The sequence below is a fragment of the Aquicoccus sp. SU-CL01552 genome, from assembly GCF_040365005.1.
Classification (GTDB): domain Bacteria; phylum Pseudomonadota; class Alphaproteobacteria; order Rhodobacterales; family Rhodobacteraceae; genus Antarcticimicrobium.
Window position 1 is genome coordinate 18,758 of record NZ_BAABWV010000019.1, and the last position, 18,890, is coordinate 37,647.

Consider the following 18,890-nt stretch of genomic DNA (forward strand, 5'->3'; position numbering starts at 1 on the left):
ATCAGGGCGCGACCCCGGCCAGGGCGCAGATCACCGTCCACTCGGCCTCGCTTACCGGCTGGACCGACAGGCGGGAATTTTTCACCAGCACCATGTCCTGCAACCGCGGGTCGGATTTGATCTGGTCCAGCGTCACCGGGGTTGCGACCGGGCGCAGCGCCTTGATGTCCACGCATTCCCAGCGGGGATCGTCGGTGGTGCTGTCCGGATGCGCCTCGGCGCAGACCTCGACCAGCCCGACGATCGCCCGCTCCTTTTGCGAGTGGTAGAAGAAGCCCTTGTCGCCCAGCTTCATCTCGCGCATGAAATTGCGCGCTTGATAGTTGCGCACGCCGTCCCATTCCTCGCCTGCCTCGCCCTTGGCAAGCTGGTCGTCCCAGCCCCAGGTCGAGGGTTCGGATTTGAACAGCCAATAGGTCATCAGCCGACGACCTTTTTCCATTCGATCAGATCGACCTTGTCGAACAGACCGGCCTTGGCATAGGGATCATTGGCGGCCCAGCCCTCGGCCGCGGCCATGTCGGCCACGTCCAGGATCACCAGCGATCCGGCCATGTCGCCGTTCTCGATCAGCGGGCCGGCCTGGGCGACGACGCCGGTTTCCTCGATATAGGCAAGGTGCGCGCTGCGGTTGTCCTTGCGGATTTGCAGTGCGCCGGCTTTGTCACGGGCAATCAGGGCGATCAGCATGTCATTCCTCCTTGAGGGGTCGGGTCAAAAGCGCGGTCATCGCCGCGTCGAGGGTGAGTTTTCCGTCCAGCAGTCCGACCACGCAGGCGGTGATCGGCATGTCGAGGTGCATCGTTTCCGCCTTGGCCGCCACCGCCTGCGCGGTGGCTGCACCTTCGACGGTGATCGAGGGGTCGAACCCTTCGCCTCGGCCCAGCGACAGGCCCAGACGATAGTTGCGCGACCCTTCGGAGGTGCAGGTCAGGGCCAGGTCGCCGAACCCGGAGAGGCCCGCCAGCGTTTCGGCCTGCGCGCCGAGCGCCACGGCCATCCGCTGCATCTCGGCATAGCCGCGCGTCATCAGCGCCGCGCGGGCGCTTTCGCCCAAGCCTGCGCCGATCACCGCGCCGCAGGCGATGGCGATCACGTTCTTGAGCGCGCCGCCGAGCTCGGCCCCCACGGTGTCGGTGCTGCGATAGAGCCTGAGATTTGCGGTGTTCAGACCCTGTTGCAGGGATTTTGCCAGTCTGTCGTTGGAACAGGCCAGCGTCAGCGCGGTCGGCAGCCCGGCAGCGATGTCATGGGCAAAGCTTGGCCCGGTGAGCAGCGCAGGCTGTGCGTCTGGCAGGGCCTCGGCGATCACCGCGACCGGCCCCAGCCCGGTGCTCAACTCGATCCCCTTGCAACAGGCGACAAGGGTCTTTCCGGCCAGTATGTCGCCCTGCGTGACCAGAAGATCGCGCAGCTTTTGCATCGGAACGGCCAGCAACAGGGTCTTGTTTTCCGCCGCGACGCCGATATCGGCGGTCACTGTCAGCGCTGCAGGTAGGCTGTGCCCCGGAAGTCGCGCGGCGTTCTCCCGCGCCCCCTGCATGGCGCGCGCATGATCGGCCGACCGTGCCCAGAGGCACACCGGCCCGCGCCCGGCCAGCGAGATCGCCAGCGCCGTGCCGAAGGCGCCCGCACCGATCACCGAAACGCTCATGCCTTGGCCCCCTTCTTGCCGCCGCCGATCAGCGACGGGCTGGTGCGATCGAGCGGCCAGCGTGGACGGGCGGCGAGGGTCAGGTCATCGCGCGCGCCAGCGCGGAACCGTTCGATCCCGGCATAGGCGATCATCGCTGCGTTATCGGTGCAAAGGCGCAGCGGCGGCGCGGTAAACGTGACGCTTGTGTCGGCGCAAACCGTCTCTAACCCGGCGCGAATGGCCGAATTTGCGGCCACGCCGCCCGCCACCGCCAACAGCGGTGTTTCGGGCTGCTCTGCAAGATAGAGGCGCAAGGCGCGGCGGGTCTTTTCCGCCAGCACGTCAACAATCGCCTGCTGGAACCCGGCGCAAAGGTCGGCCCGGTCCGCGCGTGTCAGCCCGCCCTTTTCCGCCACCACCTGGTCGCGGGTGCGCATCAGCGCGGTCTTCAGCCCGGAAAACGACAGGTTGCAATCGTTCCGATCCAGCAGCGGGCGCGGAAAGCGAAAGCGTTTTGGATCGCCCTGTTTTGCCTCGGCCTCGACGGAGGGGCCGCCCGGTTGCGGCAGGCCCAGCAGCCGCGCCGCCTTGTCAAAGGCCTCGCCTGGGGCATCGTCGATGGTGCCGCCCAGCCGTTTGAAATCCTCCGGCCCGCGCACCACGAGATATTGGCAGTGCCCGCCGGAGACCAGCAACATCAGGTAGGGAAACGCGGCCGCATCGGTCAGGCGCGGGGTGAGCGCATGGCCCGCAAGGTGGTTTACCCCGATCAGCGGCAGCCCGGTCGCCGCCGCGATCCCCTTGGCGCACATCACGCCCGACAGCACCCCGCCGATCAGCCCCGGCCCGGCAGTGACCGCCACCGCATCCAGGTCGGCGAACCCGACCCCGGCCCGTTGCATCGCCTCGGCGACGCAGATGTCGACCTTTTCCGCATGCGCCCGGGCGGCCAGTTCCGGTACCACGCCGCCAAAGGCGCTGTGCACCTCGGTCTGGCCATAGACGATGGAGGACAGGATCTCGGCCCGCCCGTCGCCCTGACGCACCACGGCGGCCGCGGTATCATCGCAGCTGCTTTCCAGCCCCAGTATCGTGATCAGCTGTGCCATTGTTTCCGGCCGTTGCGTCGCGTTGCCTTGGCAGGTAACACTCCGAACCTTGGCAAACAATCCCGGGGGGAGCGATGCTGACGCTGCAGATGACACGCCCGCGCGCCGCGTCCGAGCGGTTCGTCGCCCGGATTGCCCCGGATCTGCGGCGACGGCTGCATGTCATCCATTCCCCGCTGATCAGGATCGTGTTTCTCCCGGACCCGGTTTCGTCTGGCGATGCGCGCGGGGTGATCTTTACCTCTGCCAACGGGGTGGCGGCGGCGCAGGCCGCCGGCTTGCGCCCTGCCCTGCCCGCCTATTGCGTCGGCGCGGCCACCGCCGGCGCGGCGCGGGACGCCGGATGGACCGTCGAAATGATCTGCGACACCGCCGATGCGCTGGTCGCGGCGCTGATCGACCGACGCCCGGACGCGCCGCTGTTGCACCTGCGCGGTCGGCACGCGCGCGGCGACGTGGCTGATCGGCTGACCGCCGCCGGGGTCGAGACCCGTGCGCAAGAGGTCTATGACCAGCAGTTGATCGACCCCAGCGAGGCGGCGCGGGTGGCGCTCGACGGGGCGGATCCGGTGATCGCGCCCTTGTTTTCACCCCGCACGGCGCGACATTTTGCCGATACCTGTGCAGGCAGGGCGCCGCTTTTCCTCGCCGCGATCAGCCGCGCGGCGGCGGAACCCCTTGAAAACATGGTCTATCGCGGGCTGATCGTGGCCAGACGGCCCGATGGCGCGGCGATGGTCACGGCGGTTGAAACCCTGGCCGCGCAGGCCACATCGGGTTGAGGCCCCCCGCGCCCCGCAGTAGTGTGGCGCGAGTTCTTTTGCCTAATCATTTGAGAATCGGAGGGGATTTCAGGGTGGCCGACAAGACCGATCCGAAACCCGACACGGACGTCGAAACAAATCCCCAGGCCGAGACCGGCCCCGAACAGGGGGGGCAGGCGACCGATCCCGCGTTGCAGCAAGAGCCCGCTGCGGAGATGATTGACACGTCGCCCGAGGAGGCGGAGGCACCTTCCGAAGCCGAAGCCGAAGCCGAAGCCGAAGCCGAAGCCGAAGCCGAAGCCGAAGCCGAAGCCGAAGCCGAAGCCGAAGCCGAAGCCGAAGCCGAAGCCGAAGCCGAAGCCGAAGCCGAAGCCGAAGCGGTGGAGCCCGCACCGCAGATCGTCGAGCGGGTGATCGAGAAGCGCGGCGGGTTTTTCCCGGCGCTGATCGGCGGGGTTCTGGCGGCGGCGCTTGGGTTTGTCGCGGCCCGCACCGAGATTCTCGACCCGGTCCTGCCCGCAGCGTTGAAATCCGGCACCTCCGGCGCGGCGATCACCGCGCTGCAATCGGATGTTTCCGCAACCTCCGATGCGTTGAGCGCGCTGCAGGGCCAGGTCTCGGGCCTCGATATTCCCGATCTGGCCCCGTTGGAGGCGAAACTTGGCGGCCTCTCCGATCAAATCACGGACAGCGCGGGTGCGCTGGACAGCCTGCGCACCGAGGTTTCCGACCTGTCAGGTCAACTCGCGGCGCTGGACAGCCGCCTGACCGAACTTGAAAAACGCCCGCTGACAGATGGCGCGGCGCCCGAGGCCGTCGCCGCCTATGAGCGTGAGCTTGCAGCGATGCAAGAGGCGCTGGCCGCCCAGCGGGCCGAGGTCGAAAAGATGGTCACCGACGCCCGCGAGACCGAGGCCCGGGCCTCGGAGGCGGCCCAGCTTGCCGCCAACCGCGCCGCCGTGGCCCGGTTGCGCGGGGCGCTGGACAGTGGCGCGCCCTTTGGCGGTATCCTGGAAGAACTGCGCACAGGCGGCGTTACCCCGCCCGATGCGCTGACCGCCAGCGCCGAGGGAGTGGTGACGATGGCCACCCTGCGTGACACCTTCGCCCCGGCGGCGCGCGAGGCCTTGGCCGCGGCCCGGGCCGGCACCGTCGAATCCGACCGCAGCCTTGGAAGCTTTCTGCGGCGCCAACTTGGCGCCCGCTCGGTCGAGCCGCGCGAGGGCGACGATCCGGACGCGATCCTGTCCCGCGCCGAGGCGGCATTGACCGAAGGCCGGTTGCAGCAGGCGCTGGACGAGATCGCCGCCCTGCCCGAGCCCGCCCGTGCCGCCCTGGCCGATTGGACCGCCCTGGCGCGCCTGCGCCTCTCCGCGCTCGGCGCCGCCGAGACCCTGGCGCAAAGCCTGAACACCAACTGAGGGGTCTGCGATGCTGTGGTCACTTCTGAAAATCCTGATCTTCGTCGCCGTCATTGCCGCACTGGCTCTTGGGGCCGGAATGCTGCTGGAAATGCGCGGTGGCTTGCAGATCACCGCGGCAGGCACCGAATACACGCTCGGGCCGCTGCAATCGGTGATCGCGCTGGTGGCGCTGGTGGTGCTGCTCTGGCTGCTGCTCAAGCTCGTCTCGCTGCTGGTGGCGACCTGGCGGTTCCTGAACGGCGATGAAACGGCGCTGTCGCGGTTCTTCGACAAGGGCCGGGAAAAGCGCGGCTACAAGGCGCTGGCCGATGGCATGATGGCGCTGGCCTCGGGCGAGGGGCGGCTGGCCATGGCCAAGGCGGCGCGCGCGGCGAAATACCTCGAGAAACCGGAACTGACCGACCTGCTCACCGCTCAGGCCGCCGAGATGGCCGGCGACACGAGGAAGGCCGCCGAGACCTACAAGAAACTGGTGACCAACGAGGCCACCCGTTTTGTCGGCGTGCGGGGGATCATGAAGCAGAAGCTGGCCGAGGGCGATCGCGACACCGCCCGCAAGCTGGCCGAGAAGGCGCTGGCGTTGCGGCCCCGGCACGAGGAGACGCAGGACGTTCTTCTCGACCTGCAGGCGCGGGCGCAGGATTGGGCCGGCGCGCGCAGCACCCTGTCGGCCAAGCTCAAATCGGGGAATTTGCCCCGCGATGTGTACAAACGCCGCGACGCGGTCCTGGCGCTCTCCGAGGCGCGCGAGGTGATGGACGAGGATATGCCGATCGAGGCGCGCGAACGCGCCATCGAGGCCAACCGCCTGTCGCCCGACCTGGTGCCGGCCGCCGCCCTGGCCGCAAGGGCCCATATCGCGCAAGGCAAGCCGCGGTTGGCGGTGCGGGTGCTGAAAAAGGCGTGGGAGGCCCAGCCGCACCCCGACCTGGCCGCCGCCTTTGCCGCGATCGCCCCGGACGAGTCCCCAGCGGAACGGCTGAAACGGTTCCAGACGCTGACGCGGATCAATCCGCAGGACCCCGAAACCCGGCTGCTGCTGGCCGAGCTGAACATCGTCGCCGAGGATTTCCCCGAGGCGCGTCGGGCGCTGGGCGACCTGGCCGAAAAGGCCGCCGATGCCCGCCCGCTGACGCTGATGGCGGCGATCGAACGGGGCGAGGGGGCCGAGGACAAGGTGGTGCAGGGCTGGCTGGCCCGGGCGCTGAGCGCGCCGCGCGGCCCGCAATGGGTCTGTGACAACTGCAACCACATCCACGCCGAATGGGCACCGTTCTGTGAGTTCTGCCACAGCTTCGACACGCTGAGTTGGACCACGCCGAAGATGCCCGAGATCTCCAGCGCGATGGGCGGGGCGATGCTGCCGCTGATCGCCGGACGGCTCGAGGACCAGCGCGCCACCCCGGACGAAACCCCGGAGGCGGAAGAGGTGGAAATGCCCGAGGCCGAACTGCTGGAGGCCGAAGAGGTGACGGAGGACGGGCGAGAGGCGAAATAACCCCTTTCCTGCCCCGCGCGGCGGTGCTATGAGCGCTCCGCACCAGGGCCGCTGTAGCTCAGCTGGTAGAGCACGTCATTCGTAATGATGGGGTCGGGGGTTCGAGTCCCTTCAGCGGCACCACTGGATTTCCCGGATCAGAATTGACGATCACGCGATAGCACCGCGTTTGCGATGCCCAGATTTTGGCCGGGCATGCAGGGTTTGGTCATCGTGGATCCGGGGGCGCAGAAACGCCGCCTCAGCCGATCTCGGCCATCACCTTGTCGAGTGCGCGCGACAGCGTGTCGAGGGCGCCGTCAAGCTCGTCCTCGGTGGCGATTAAGGGCGGCGCCAGCAGCAGGTGGTCGCCCAGGCGACCGTCGCGGGTGCCGGCCATGGGATAGCAGATCAACCCCTCGGCAAAGGCGGCTTTCTTGAGCTTGCCCGCCAGCCCCAGCGCCGGATCGAAGGGAGTTTTGGTGGTGCGGTCGGCGACGAATTCCATTCCCCAGAACAGCCCGCGCCCGCGGATGTCGCCCACGTGCGGGTGCTGGGCAAAGCGCGCGCGCAGCTGCCGTTCCAGGTAGGCACCGCGCGCGCGGACCTGTGCCACGAGGTCGTTGTCGAGCAGTTCGCGCAGCACGGCGAGCCCGGCGGCGGCGGCGACCGGGTGGCCCAGGTAGGTGTGCCCGTGCTGAAAGAACCCGCTGCCGTCGGCGATGGTGTCATAGATCGCGCGGGTGCAGAGCATCGCGCCGATCGGTTGGTATCCCGCGCCCAACCCCTTGGCGATGCAGAGGATATCGGGATCTACCCCCTCGGCCTCGCAGGCGAAGAGATGGCCGGTCCGGCCCATGCCGCACATCACCTCGTCGAGGATCAGAAGCACGCCGTATTTGTCGCAGATCTCACGGATGCGTTTGAAATAGCCCGGCGCGGCGGGCACCGCGCCCATGGTGGCGCCGACCACCGGCTCGGCCATGAAACCCATGACGGTATCGGGGCCCAGCCGCAGGATCTCGTCCTCCAGTTCCTGTGCGGCGCGTAGCCCGTAGTCCTCGGGGCTCTCGTCCTCGGCGCGGTCGGTGTATTCGTTGCAGGGCGCGATGTGGCTGACCTCGATCAAGAGCGGCGCGAATTGCGTCCGCCGCCAGGCATTGCCCCCGGCCGAGAGCGCGCCAAGCGTGTTGCCGTGATAGCTTTGCCGCCGGGCGATCAGGTGGCGGCGCTGCGTCTCGCCCTGTTCGGTAAAATACTGCCGCGCCAGCTTGATCGCGGATTCGGTCGCCTCGGAGCCGCCGGACACCAGGTAGACCCGGTCGATGTCACCCGGCGCATGGGCGATCAGCAGATCGGCGAGCTGTTCGGCCGGATCCGAGGTGAAGAACCCTGTATGGGCAAAGGCAAGCTGGTCGACCTGGTCCTTGATCGCCTGCCGCACCCGGTCGTTGGAATGCCCAAGGCAGGAAACGGCGGCGCCGCCGGAGCCGTCGAAATAGCGTTTGCCATCGGTGTCGATCAGGAAGCACCCCTCGCCATGGCTGGCGGTGGGCGGGTTGGCGTGACAGTGGCGGGGGAAGATGTGGCTCATAGCGCGGTCCTTTCCAGTTCATCGACGAGGCGGGCGACCGAGTCGGCGTTGTCGCGCAGCGGGGTGCCGTCCGCGTCGGTCAGGTTGTTCTCGAACCCCACGCGCAGGTCACCGCCCTGGCGGGCGGCCTCCAGCAGGCAGGCATGTTCGGCGGGGCCGAAGGCGCAGATCATCCAACGCCCGGGCGGTTTCGCCGCCAGCAGCGGGGTGAGGTCGGCGGGGGTCGCGACCTGCCCGGTGGCATAGCGACCCAGAACCAGCAGCGTGCTGTCCTGTCCGGGACGCACGATGCCCTGTGCCTGCCAGCGGGCGAGGAGGGCGGCATCCTCGGCATCATAGAGGATGTGCTGCACCTCGGTCCCGGCGTCGGCGCAACTGGCATAGACCCGCGGGGCGAGGGCCTCGTTGCGCGCGATCTCGCGCACCGAGATGCTGGCCCAGCGCGGTTTCAGCCGTGTTAGACACGAAAACTGCGCCTCGACATCAAAGATGCCGGCGGACTCGGTGGTGATCTGAACGCGAAGGTCGGGCACGGCGTGGGCCAGTTCGGCCAGTGCCTCGGTATATCGCCCGGCATCAAGGGAATGCCGCCCGTCATCGTCGCGCACATGCAGGTGCAACGCGTCGGCGCCGGCTGCGTGACAGGCGCGGGCGGTTTCGACGATCTCGGGGATCGTGACGGGCAGGGCGGGGTGATCGGCCTTGCCGCGCCGGGCGCCGTTGGGGGCCACCATGATCAGGGGTCGGGTCATCGCGTTATCCTTTCATCCTTGCGCCGTCAGGGTCGTAAAGCGGGCCATGCACCACCGTGGCGGCATGAAGGGTGCGGGCGATGTCCACCATGACCCGGGTCCCGTCGGCGGGCAGCCCGGCGGACATATGTGCCAGCGCCACGGGCCGCCCGATGCGGTAACCGAAGGCGCAGGAAGTGGTCTGGCCGATGATCTGCCCGTCAAGGAGGATCGGTTCGTGCCCCAGCGGCACCGCATCCGCATCGTCGAAGCGGAGCGAGGTGATGCGGGGTGTTGCGCCGCTTTCGCGGGCCTCGGCCAGGGCCTCGGCGCCGATGAACCCGCCCTTTTTGCGGGTGGCGAAATCCAGCCCGGCGGCGATCGGGGTCACGTCGCTGTCCAGCTCGTGCCCCATGGCGCAAAAACCCTTTTCGATCCGCATGGAGGTTTGCGCGTAGAGACCGGCGGGCACCGCCCCGGCTTTGGTCAGCGCGGCATAAATCATTCGCGCACTCTCGGCCCGGCAGGTGATCTCCCACCCCGCCTCGCCGACATAGGACAGCCGCGCGGCGCGGACGTGGTGGCCGGCGATATGGGCTTCTCCGTGCTTGAAATAGCCGATCCCGGCCAGCTCCGGCGCGCCGACCTCACCGGCGATGCGGGCGGCCTCGGGGCCCATCAGGCCGAGCACGGCATAGTCCTCGGTGCTGTCGGTGAGGGTCACGTCGAACCCCTCGGCGTGGCGGCGGAACCAGGCGAGGTCGCGCTTGATCGCGTTGGTGCCGGTGAACAAGCGGTAATGATCCGGTGCAATGCGCTGGGCGGTGAGGTCGGATTCAAATGTGCCGCGCGCGTTCAGCACGGCGGTATAGATCACCGACCCGGGCGCGCGCGCCATGAAACCGGCGCAGCAGTGCAGCAGAAAGGCCTCGGCCTCCGGTCCCTTGACCTCGATCTTGCCGAAGGGAGAGGCATCGAAGATCGCGGCACGTTCATGCGCGGCGGTAACCTCGGCGCGGACATTCTCGAACCAGTCGGGGCGGCCGAAGGTGGGGCGCGGCTCGGCCGTCTTGTTGAAATAGAGCGGCCGTTCCCAGTCATAGACCTGGCCCATATGCGCCTTGGCGTCGCGGTACGCGGCATCCAGCGGCAGGCGCCGCAGATCGCGCGCGGTGGCGGGTTGCCGACCCGGATAGGCGATCTCGTAATGGGTGCCGAGAATCTCGGGCGCGCGGGCCATCAGGTGGTCGAGCGAGTTGAACACCGGGGCAAAGCGCTTGGCGTCGGCCTCGGACAGGTCATAGGCGGTATGGCCGTGCACGATGCAATGGGCCAGGTTCATGCCCGCACCTCCGCCAGAGGCGATGCCGACCGAATTCATGCCGCAACCCAGGAACAGACCCTGTGTTTCCGCGGTTTCGCCCAGCATGAAGGTGCCGTCGGGGGTGAAACTCTCGGGGCCGTTGAGCAGCATCTTGACCTCGGCCGTTTCCAACGCTGGCAGCCGATGCAGCGCGTTCAGCATCATCGGTTCGAAATGGTCCCAATCTTCGGGCAGCAACCCGAACTCGAAGGTTTCGTCCAGCACGCCGGGCGCGATGGGTTTGCCCATCGGTTCGAAGCAGCCCACCAGCAAGCCACCGCTGTCGTCGCGGATATAGAGGTGGCTGTCGTGGTCGGACAGCGTGGGCATGTTGCCGGTGATCCCCTCGACCGGCTTGGTCAGCAGGTAGAAATGTTCGCAGGCCAGCGCCGGAACCTGCGCCCCCGCCATCGCGCCGACCTCGCGCGACCACAGCCCGGTGCAGAGTGCAATCGCATCGCACATGACGGTGCCTTGGGTGGTTTCGACGCCGCACACCCGGCCGTTCTCGGTGAGAATCCCGGTGACGCCGGTGCGTTCAAAGATCTTTGCCCCCATGCCCCGCGCGCCCTTGACCAGCGCGGCACAGACGTCGGAGGGGCTGACGCGCCCATCCTCGGGTGACCAGACCGCGCCGAGCACGTCCTCGGCGTTCATCAGCGGCCAGCGTTCCTTTGCCTCTTCGGCGCCGATGGAATGCGCCTCGACCCCATAGGCATGGGCCAGCGCCTCTTGCCGCCGGATATGGGTCATGCGGTCGGGCGTGGTGGCGATCGAGAGCGAGCCCTTTTGAATCCAACCCACCGATTGCCCGGTCTCCTGTTCCAGCCGGCTGTAGAGGTCGACGGAATAGCGGATCATCCGGGTGAGGTTGCGGCTGTGGCGCAGGGCGCGGACCTGGGCCGCCGAATGCCAGGTGGTGCCCGAGGTCAGCGCGTTGCGCTCGAGCAGGATCGCGTCGCCGGCGCCCATCTGGGCCAGGTGATACAGGGTGGAACAGCCCATGATGCCGCCGCCGATCACGACGACGGAGGCATGGGAGGGGAGGGGGGAGGTCATGGTGATGCCGATCTTTGGCCGGTGTGGTTCATGTCGGGAGTCAAGGATGGCGGAAATACAGTTTCAGTCAATCGACAGGAAAAAAATCAAATGTTATTTCAAGACAGCCCCTGCGAAAGGACGACTGCCGTGGATCCGACCCTGAAAAACCGAACGGTTTCCGCATTGAAAGAGGCGATCCCCGCGTTGTCGCCGCGCCTCAAGACCGTGGCCAAGTATATCGTCGACCACCCGAGCGATTTCGGACTGGACCCGATCCGGGAAACCGCGCGCAAATGCGGGGTCAGCACCTATACGTTGGTGCGCATGGCCGCGCGCATGGGGTTCGACAGCTATGACGCGTTGCGCGAACCGTTCCGCCACGCGCTGGTGTCGGCCAATGCGCTGGTCGATCGGCCGGACTGGATCGAAAGCATGCGCCAGCGCGGCCCGCTGGGCGCGGTTCAGGCCGAGGCGGCGCTGAACACCATGGCGATCGTGCAGCGGTCGCTGGAGCGGCAGAACCCCGACGAAATGGAGCGCGTGGTCGACCTCTTGCTGGGGGCGAACAACGTCTATCTGACGGCGGTGCGGGCCAGTTACGCGCTGGCCTATTATTTCCACTACGTGGGGCGGATGGCGCTGCCGTCGCTGCAGCTTGTGCCGCGCCATATCAACAGCGCCATTGACGAGTTGAACACCGCCGGTGCGGGCGACGTGATGATCGCGATTTCGTTTCAGCCGTATTCCCGCGAAACGATCGAGGCCTGCCGCTTTGCCCATGCGCGGGGGGTGAAGCTGATCATGATCTCGGATTCCGAGGTGATCTCGTCCGAGTTCCGGCCCGAGGCGACGCTGGTCGCCGCAACGGTCAGCACCCATCATTTCGGCTGTTACACCGGCGCCATGGGCGTGATCGAGAACCTGCTGGCGCTGCTGGTCCACCGTGGCGGCGCGGCGACGCGGCAGCGAATCACGTCGTACGAGGACCTGCGAAAGGACACCAACGCCTACTGGATCGCGAAAAAAAACTTTAGTTTTTAGGTGACAACCAAAATAACTTTGGCGAGTTTCGAGGATACGAATACCATAATCGACCCAGGCCGGTTCAACGGCCGGGTGGGGAATTTTAGTTGGGAGATGTCCATATGAACGTCAAAACCACCCTCATGGGGCTTGTCGCCGCCGTCACCGTCGGCATGGCCGGCGGGGCCTCGGCGCAGGACCAGAAGTTCATCACCATCGGTACCGGCGGCGTGACCGGCGTGTACTATCCGACCGGCGGCGCGATCTGCCGGCTGGTGAACAAGGGCCGCAAGGAACACGGCATCCGCTGTTCGGTCGAATCGACCGGCGGCTCGGTCTACAACACCCGGACCATTCGCCAGGGCGAGCTGGATTTCGGCGTGGTGCAATCCGACGTGCAGAAGGCGGGCCTGGACGGCACCGGCGCCTTTTCCGAGGACGGCCCCTATCCCGAGCTGCGCGCGCTGTTCTCGGTCCACCCCGAGCCGATGCACGTGATGGCCCGCGCCGATGCCGGCATCAGCAGCGTTGATGACCTGAAGGGCAAGAAGGTCAACATCGGCAACCCCGGATCCGGCACCCGCGTTCTGGCCGAGACGCTGATGAAGTATTCCGGCATCAGCCCGGACGATTTCGCACTGGCCGCCGAGCTGAAGTCGTCGGAGCAGTCCGCCGCGCTTTGCGACGGCAAGATCGACGCCACCATCTGGGCCGCCGGCCTGCCGAACGGGTCCAGCCAGGAGGCGACCTCGTCCTGTGACGTGAAGATCATCCCGCTGGACGGGCCGAACATCGACAAGCTGCTGGCGGACAACACCGCCTATGCCGCCGCGACCATCCCGGGCGGCATGTATCCGGGCAACCCCGACGACATCCCCAGCTGGGGCCCCAAGGCGACCTTCGTGACCTCGGCCGAGACGCCGGACGAGGTGGTCTATGCGGTGGTTTCGGCGGTCTTCGACAATTTCGAGGACTTCAAGAAGCTGCACCCGGCCTTTGCCCGCCTGAACGAGGCCGAGATGATCAAGGACGGGTTGAGCGCGCCGCTGCATCCGGGCGCCGAGATGTACTACAAGGAGCGCGGCTGGAAGTAATCCGGCCCCGTGACATGTAAACCAGTGACCCCCTCCGACACTCCGGTGTGTCGGGGGGTTTTCCAATAAGAACAAACGTTTCAGCGGGGACAATTCATGGCGCAGACCCAGGGCGAGAGGCCGGCCGACAGCGATCTGGAGGATTTCATCGCGGATTCGGATACCGGCGGACGGCAGCCGCAGGGCGGGTTCGACCGCAAGGCGTTGTGGGTCATCCCGCTGATCTGGTCGCTTTACCAGCTCTGGATCGCCTCGCCGCTGCCCTATATCCTGAAGATCGGGGTTTGGAACGACACCCAGACGCGGGCGATCCACCTCGGCTTTGCGGTTCTGCTGGCCTTTCTGGCCTTTCCCGGCTTCAAGACCAGCCCGCGCCATCACATCCCGATCCTGACCTGGATCATCGCCATCGCCGGCGCTGTCGCGGCCTCTTACCTGTGGTGGGATTATCGCGGCGTTGCCAACCGCACCGGCGTGCCCAACACCACCGACCTGGTGATCGCCGGGATCGGCATCGTGTTGTTGATGGAGGCGGCGCGGCGGTCGCTGGGCATCCCGCTGATGGGCGTCGCGCTGTTCTTCCTGGCCTATGTGTTCTTTGGCAGCTGGTCCGGCCTGCCGGAAATGGTCCAGTGGAAGGGCGCCTCCTTCGAAAAGGCGATGAGCCACATGTGGCTGACCACCGAGGGGGTGTTCGGCGTCGCGCTGGGGGTGTCCTCGGGGTTCGTTTTCCTGTTCGTGCTGTTCGGCGCGCTGCTGAACCAGGCAGGCGCCGGCAACTATTTCCTGAAACTCGCCTTTGCGGCGCTGGGTCACCTGCGCGGCGGGCCGGCCAAGGCGGCGGTGATTGCCTCGGCCGCGACCGGGCTGATTTCGGGGTCGTCCATCGCCAACGTGGTGACCACCGGTACCTTTACCATCCCGCTGATGAAAAAGGTGGGCTTTCCGTCGCACAAGGCCGGCGCGGTCGAGGTGTCTTCGTCGATCAACGGGGTGCTGACGCCGCCGGTGATGGGCGCGGTCGCCTTCCTGATGACGGAATACGTGGGCATTCCTTACGTCGAGGTGGTGAAAACCGCCATCGTGCCCGCCGCGATTTCCTACATCGCGCTGATCTACATCGTGCACCTCGAGGCGCTGAAGATGAACATGCCGGGCACCAGCCGGATGCACCCGGTCAAGTTCATGCTGGGCGCGATCTTCATCATCGCGATTTCGATCGTGATCGGTGGTGGCACCCTGTTCCTGTGCGGCGTGATCGTCGACGCGGTCGAGGCGGCGCTGGGCGGGGCCTCGACCTTGGCGCTGGTGGTGATGATGGGGCTGGCCTATGTCGCCGCGGTCCGCTTTGCCGCCAAGGGGCCCGACCTCGAGGTGAGCGTTGAATCGATGCAGCACCTGCCGCCCACGCGCGAGATCTTCAAGACCGGCATTCACTATCTCATGCCGATCCTGCTGTTGATGTACCTGCTGATGATCGAGCGGAAATCGCCCGGCCTGTCGGCATTCTGGTCGACGGTGTTCATGCTGGTGATCCTGGCCACGCAGAACCCGCTCAAGGCGTTCTTTCGCGGCGAGGGCGAGGTGGCCCGCCATGTTCGCGAGGGGATCGCCGACATCGCCGACGGGCTGATCATCGGCGCACGCAACATGATCGGGCTGGCCGCCGCCATGGGTGTGGCCGGCATCATCGTCGGCGCGGTCACGCTGACCGGCATCGGGCAGGTGATGGCCGAGTTCGTGGAGTTCCTGTCGGGCGGCAACCTTCTGGCGATGCTGTTCTTCGTCGCGCTGATCTCGATCGTGCTGGGCATGGGGCTGCCGACCACCGCCAATTACATCGTGGTCAGCTCACTAATGGCCGGCGTGGTGGTCGAGCTGGGGGCGCAGAACGGGCTGATCGTGCCGCTGGTGGCGGTGCACATGTTCGTCTTCTACTTCGGGATCATGGCGGACGTGACGCCGCCGGTGGGGCTGGCCAGTTTCGCCGCCGCCGCGATCTCGCGCGGGGATCCGCTGCGCACCGGGTTCCAGGCGTTCTTCTACTCGATCCGCACCGCGCTGTTGCCGTTCCTGTTCATCTTCAACACCGACCTTCTGCTGATCGACGTCGGCCCGGTGCAGGCGGTGTTCGTCTTTGTCGTCGCGATGGTGGCGATGCTGCTGTTCGCGGCAGGGACGATGAACTATTTCCTCGTGCGGTCCCGGCTGTGGGAGAGCGCGGCCCTGTTGCTGGTCGCCTTCACCCTGTTCCGACCGGGCTTTTTCCTCGACATGATGCAGCCCGAGTTCGAGACCCGCGCTGCCTCCGAGATATTCGAGCGCGCCGAGGCGGCGGGTGACGATGCCTCGCTCCGGGTACGGCTGGTCGGCGAGGACCTGATGGGCGATGCGATCGACGCGCGCTACCTGCTGCCGCTGGGCAAGGCCGGGGCGGATGGGCAGACGCGCCTCTATGACGGGGCGGGGCTGGAGTTCCGCGAAGAGGATGGCGCGCTGTTCGTGGACAACCTGAACTTCGGCGGTCCCGCCGAGCAGCTGGGCATTGATTTCGACTGGGAGCTGGTGGAGCTTGAGGTGGCCGCCGACCGGCTGCCGAAAGAGGTGTTCTTCCTGCCGGCCTTCCTGCTGCTGGCATTTGTCGCTCTGTTGCAACTGCGCCGAAAACGGCGCCAACCGGAGGGAGCCCGGGCATGACCAAGCATGTTCTGTGTGCCGTCGACCTGAGCCATGGCGACAGCGAGAAGGCGCTGCTGAAACGCGCCGCCGACCTGGCCGGGTTCTATGGCGCCTCGCTCAGCGTGGTGACGGTGGTGCCCGACTACGGCATGTCGATCGTCGGCTCCTACTTCAAGGAGGGGACGATGCGAAAGGCGGTCGAGGACGCCAATACGCAGTTGCACGCGTTTGTCGATGCGGCGCTGCCGGGGCATGGCCAGGTGCAGCACATCGTCGAGGTCGGCACCGTCTATGAGCAGGTCCTCGACGCAATCAAACGCTCCGAGGCCGACCTGGTGGTGATGGGCGCGCATAAACCCGACCTGGCCGACCGGGTGCAGGGGCCAAACTCGGCCCGGGTGGCGCGCCATGCGGATGTGTCTGTCCTGATCGTGCGGGACTAGGGCAAGCAGGGATTATCAGGTTTTTCCGGCGGGTCTTTCTGCCCCAGCCGATAGGGAAAGCGGTTGGAAATGCGCGTCGGCATGATCAAGTGGTGATGTAGCCCCGCAACCAGCCCGGAATTCCCAGATGAGCCAGCGTCCCTATTATGCCCCCACCGGCGGCCTGCCGCCGCAGACCCAGCTTCTGACCGGGCGGGCGATGTTCACCGAGGCCTATGCGGTGATTCCGAAAGGGTGTTTCAGCGATATCGTCACCAGCCTGCTGCCGTTCTGGGACCGCGCCCGCTTCTGGGTGATGGCGCGGCCGCTGTCCGGCTTTGCCGAGAGTTTTTCGCAATACATCGGCGAGCTGCAGCCCGGCGGCGGCAGCGACCGGCCCGAGACCGATCCACGCGCGCAGGCGGTGCTTTTCGTGGTCGAGGGCTACTTGACGCTGACCCTGGCGGGTGAAACCCATGAAATGGGGCCGGGCGGCTATGCCTACATCCCCGCCGGGACGGAGTGGCGGCTGCACAATCACGGCGCCGACCCGGCCCGCTTCCACTGGGTGCGCAAGGCCTATTGCGCGGTCGAGGGGCTGGATGCGCCCGCGCCCTTTGTCACCAACGAGGCCGAGATCGCGCCGACCCCGATGCCGGACACCGACGGCAAATGGGCGACCACGCGCTTTGTCGATCCCGCCGATCTGCGCCATGACATGCAGGTGAACATCGTCACCTTTCAGCCCGGCGCGGTGATCCCCTTTGCCGAGACCCACGTGATGGAACACGGGCTTTACGTGCTCGAGGGAAAGGCGGTCTATCGGCTGAACCAGGATTGGGTCGAGGTCGAGGCCGGCGATTTCATGTGGCTGCGGGCGTTCTGTCCGCAGGCCTGTTACGCCGGCGGGCCGGGTCCGTTCCGCTACCTGCTTTACAAGGATGTGAACCGGCACATGGCGCTGTAAGGCGCGTCAAGATCATCCGGGAAAAACGCCCGCCCCTTTCCGAAAGGGCGGGCGTTGGTGTTTTCGAGATCTGCCCGGGCGGATCACTCGCCCGGCATCGACCCCTTGCCATGCCCGGCCATGCCGCCGGCGACCTCTTCGGTCGACTCGTCCGACAGATGTGCGGGCAGGATCAGGTTCAGCACGATGGCAATCAGCGCGGCGGGCAGGATGCCCGAGGCGCCCAGGATGCGCAGCGTGTCGGGCAGGTGTTGCAGCGCGTTGGGCGCGCCCGGCGCCACGTTCATCACCTCGAGCTGCAGCCCCAGGCCAACCGACAGCGCGACCGCAAAGATCACCATGTTGCGCTTGTTCCAGTCGACGTCCGACAGCATCGAGATACCCGACGCGACCACCATGCCGAACATCACGATCACGCCACCGCCCAGCACCTCGATCGGGATGGTGCGGATCACGCCGCCGACCTTGGGGACCAGCCCGCAAATGATCAGGAAGATGGCGCCGAAGGTCACCACGTGGCGGCTCATCACGCCGGTCATCGCGATCAGCCCGACGTTCTGCGAGAACGAGGTATTGGGCAGCCCGCCAAAGATACCGGCGATGGCGGTTCCGAAGCCGTCGGCAAAGGTGGCGCCCTGGATTTCCTTGTCGGTGGCCTCGCGCCCGGCGCCGCCCTTGGTGATGCCGCTGACATCGCCGACCGTTTCCACCGCCGAGACGAAGGCCATCAGGCAGAACCCGATGACGGCGGCAAAGGAGAACTCGAACCCGTATTTGAACGGCTGCGGCAGGGCAAAGGCGGCCGAGCGCGCCCAGCTTGCGGCGATGGCGTCAAACGTCAGCATCCCCACCGCCAGCGCATAGACATAGCCCGCCGCGATCCCCACCAGAACCGCCGAAATCGACAACATGCCTCGGGCAAAGAATTTCAGCACCAGCGTGACCAGGATCACCACCAGCGCGGTCGACCAGCTCAGCAACCCGCCATAGCTTGCCGCGCCGCTGGCCTTGGCCGGGACACCGCCGGCGGCGTATTCGATGCCCACCTTGACCAGCGCCAGGCCGATCATGGTGACCACCAGCCCGGTGACCAGCGGCGGCAGGGCAAAGCGGATCCTGCCGATCACGGTGCCCAGCGCGGCATGGAACAGCCCGCCGATCAGCACCCCGCCGAACAGCGCGGCCAGCGCATCGACCCCCTTGCCGGCAACCAGCGGGATCATGATCGGCAGAAAGGCAAAGGAGGTGCCCTGAACGATCGGCAGCGCCGCGCCCACCGGCCCCAGCGTGATCGTCTGCAACAGGGTGGCGACCCCGGCGAACAGCATCGACATCTGGATCATGTACAAAAGCGCGGGGAAATCGGGCGAATTGGACCCGAATCCGAAGCCGGCGGCCCCCGCCACGATGATTGCCGGGGTGACGTTCGATACGAACATTGCCAGCACGTGCTGGATGCCCAGCGGCACCGCCACCGCCAGTGGCGGGGTATAGTTGGGATCGCGCAGCTGCTCGGCGCTGCCGATGGATGATGTGGTCACTTGTCGTCCCTCCGTGTTGGGTCGC

At 66.7% G+C, this 18,890-nt stretch carries 16 protein-coding genes and 1 tRNA gene; 9 read left to right on the top strand and 8 right to left on the bottom strand.

The genetic code is table 11. From position 1 onward, the window contains the following. Nucleotide 1: 1 nt before the first annotated feature. The 4 genes from ABWV23_RS19050 to tsaD are packed head-to-tail and all read right to left on the bottom strand — an operon-like array spanning nt 2 to nt 2,745. Nucleotides 2-421, bottom strand: coding sequence for an EVE domain-containing protein (locus ABWV23_RS19050; RefSeq protein WP_353350748.1), 420 nt, complete (start codon nt 419-421; stop codon nt 2-4). Then, entirely contained in the window at nt 421-690 is a 270-nt protein-coding gene (locus tag ABWV23_RS19055) for a YciI family protein (RefSeq protein WP_353350639.1), read from the bottom strand. Before ABWV23_RS19055 ends, ABWV23_RS19050 begins: the two co-directional genes overlap by 1 nt. Before the next feature lies 1 nt (nt 691). Then, complete coding sequence (locus ABWV23_RS19060) at nt 692-1,654, bottom strand: NAD(P)H-dependent glycerol-3-phosphate dehydrogenase (RefSeq protein ID WP_353350641.1); 963 nt, start codon at nt 1,652-1,654, stop codon at nt 692-694. Then, entirely contained in the window at nt 1,651-2,745 is a 1,095-nt protein-coding gene (gene tsaD, locus ABWV23_RS19065) for a tRNA (adenosine(37)-N6)-threonylcarbamoyltransferase complex transferase subunit TsaD (protein ID WP_353350643.1), read from the bottom strand. The genes ABWV23_RS19060 and tsaD overlap by 4 nt, the downstream gene beginning before the upstream one ends. 74 nt (nt 2,746-2,819) lie before the next feature. Here tsaD and ABWV23_RS19070 point away from each other — a divergent pair, with 74 nt between their 5' ends. From ABWV23_RS19070 to ABWV23_RS19085, 4 genes are all read left to right on the top strand, one after another. Next, nucleotides 2,820-3,527 (top strand): uroporphyrinogen-III synthase, encoded by a 708-nt coding sequence (locus ABWV23_RS19070; RefSeq protein WP_353350645.1) that lies wholly within the window; start codon nt 2,820-2,822, stop codon nt 3,525-3,527. Nucleotides 3,528-3,601: 74 nt separating this feature from the next. Next, nucleotides 3,602-4,930, top strand: a complete 1,329-nt coding sequence (locus tag ABWV23_RS19075; RefSeq protein ID WP_353350647.1) for a COG4223 family protein — start codon at nt 3,602-3,604, stop codon at nt 4,928-4,930. A 10-nt stretch (nt 4,931-4,940) separates the two neighbouring features. Next, nucleotides 4,941-6,431, top strand: coding sequence for a heme biosynthesis protein HemY (locus ABWV23_RS19080; protein WP_353350649.1), 1,491 nt, complete (start codon nt 4,941-4,943; stop codon nt 6,429-6,431). Between the two features lie 47 nt (nt 6,432-6,478). Then, a tRNA-Thr gene (locus tag ABWV23_RS19085) sits at nt 6,479-6,554 on the top strand. A gap of 118 nt (nt 6,555-6,672) precedes the next feature. Here the strand turns inward: ABWV23_RS19085 and ABWV23_RS19090 are convergent. The 3 genes from ABWV23_RS19090 to ABWV23_RS19100 are packed head-to-tail and all read right to left on the bottom strand — an operon-like array spanning nt 6,673 to nt 11,157. Then, nucleotides 6,673-8,004, bottom strand: a complete 1,332-nt coding sequence (locus ABWV23_RS19090; protein WP_353350651.1) for an aspartate aminotransferase family protein — start codon at nt 8,002-8,004, stop codon at nt 6,673-6,675. Then, entirely contained in the window at nt 8,001-8,756 is a 756-nt protein-coding gene (locus ABWV23_RS19095) for a beta-keto acid cleavage family enzyme (protein WP_353350653.1), read from the bottom strand. The genes ABWV23_RS19090 and ABWV23_RS19095 overlap by 4 nt, the downstream gene beginning before the upstream one ends. Before the next feature lie 4 nt (nt 8,757-8,760). Beyond that, nucleotides 8,761-11,157 (bottom strand): GcvT family protein, encoded by a 2,397-nt coding sequence (locus tag ABWV23_RS19100; RefSeq protein ID WP_353350655.1) that lies wholly within the window; start codon nt 11,155-11,157, stop codon nt 8,761-8,763. A 129-nt stretch (nt 11,158-11,286) separates the two neighbouring features. Between ABWV23_RS19100 and ABWV23_RS19105 the strand changes: the two genes are divergently transcribed. The 5 genes from ABWV23_RS19105 (at nt 11,287) to ABWV23_RS19125 (ending at nt 17,324) form a co-directional block, all read left to right on the top strand. Beyond that, entirely contained in the window at nt 11,287-12,180 is an 894-nt protein-coding gene (locus tag ABWV23_RS19105) for a MurR/RpiR family transcriptional regulator (protein WP_353350657.1), read from the top strand. A 104-nt stretch (nt 12,181-12,284) separates the two neighbouring features. After that, entirely contained in the window at nt 12,285-13,256 is a 972-nt protein-coding gene (locus tag ABWV23_RS19110; RefSeq protein WP_353350659.1) for a TAXI family TRAP transporter solute-binding subunit, read from the top strand. Between the two features lie 96 nt (nt 13,257-13,352). Further along, entirely contained in the window at nt 13,353-15,953 is a 2,601-nt protein-coding gene (locus ABWV23_RS19115; RefSeq protein ID WP_353350661.1) for a TRAP transporter permease, read from the top strand. Next, nucleotides 15,950-16,378 (top strand): universal stress protein, encoded by a 429-nt coding sequence (locus tag ABWV23_RS19120; protein WP_353350663.1) that lies wholly within the window; start codon nt 15,950-15,952, stop codon nt 16,376-16,378. Before ABWV23_RS19115 ends, ABWV23_RS19120 begins: the two co-directional genes overlap by 4 nt. A gap of 127 nt (nt 16,379-16,505) precedes the next feature. Further along, nucleotides 16,506-17,324: a bifunctional allantoicase/(S)-ureidoglycine aminohydrolase gene (locus ABWV23_RS19125; protein ID WP_353350665.1), complete on the top strand. Its 819-nt coding sequence runs from the start codon at nt 16,506-16,508 to the stop codon at nt 17,322-17,324. 83 nt (nt 17,325-17,407) lie between these two features. On the opposite strand, the gene ABWV23_RS19130 is transcribed toward ABWV23_RS19125, so the two are convergent. Next, nucleotides 17,408-18,865: a uracil-xanthine permease family protein gene (locus ABWV23_RS19130; RefSeq protein WP_353350667.1), complete on the bottom strand. Its 1,458-nt coding sequence runs from the start codon at nt 18,863-18,865 to the stop codon at nt 17,408-17,410. Between the last annotated feature and the right edge of the window lie 25 nt (nt 18,866-18,890).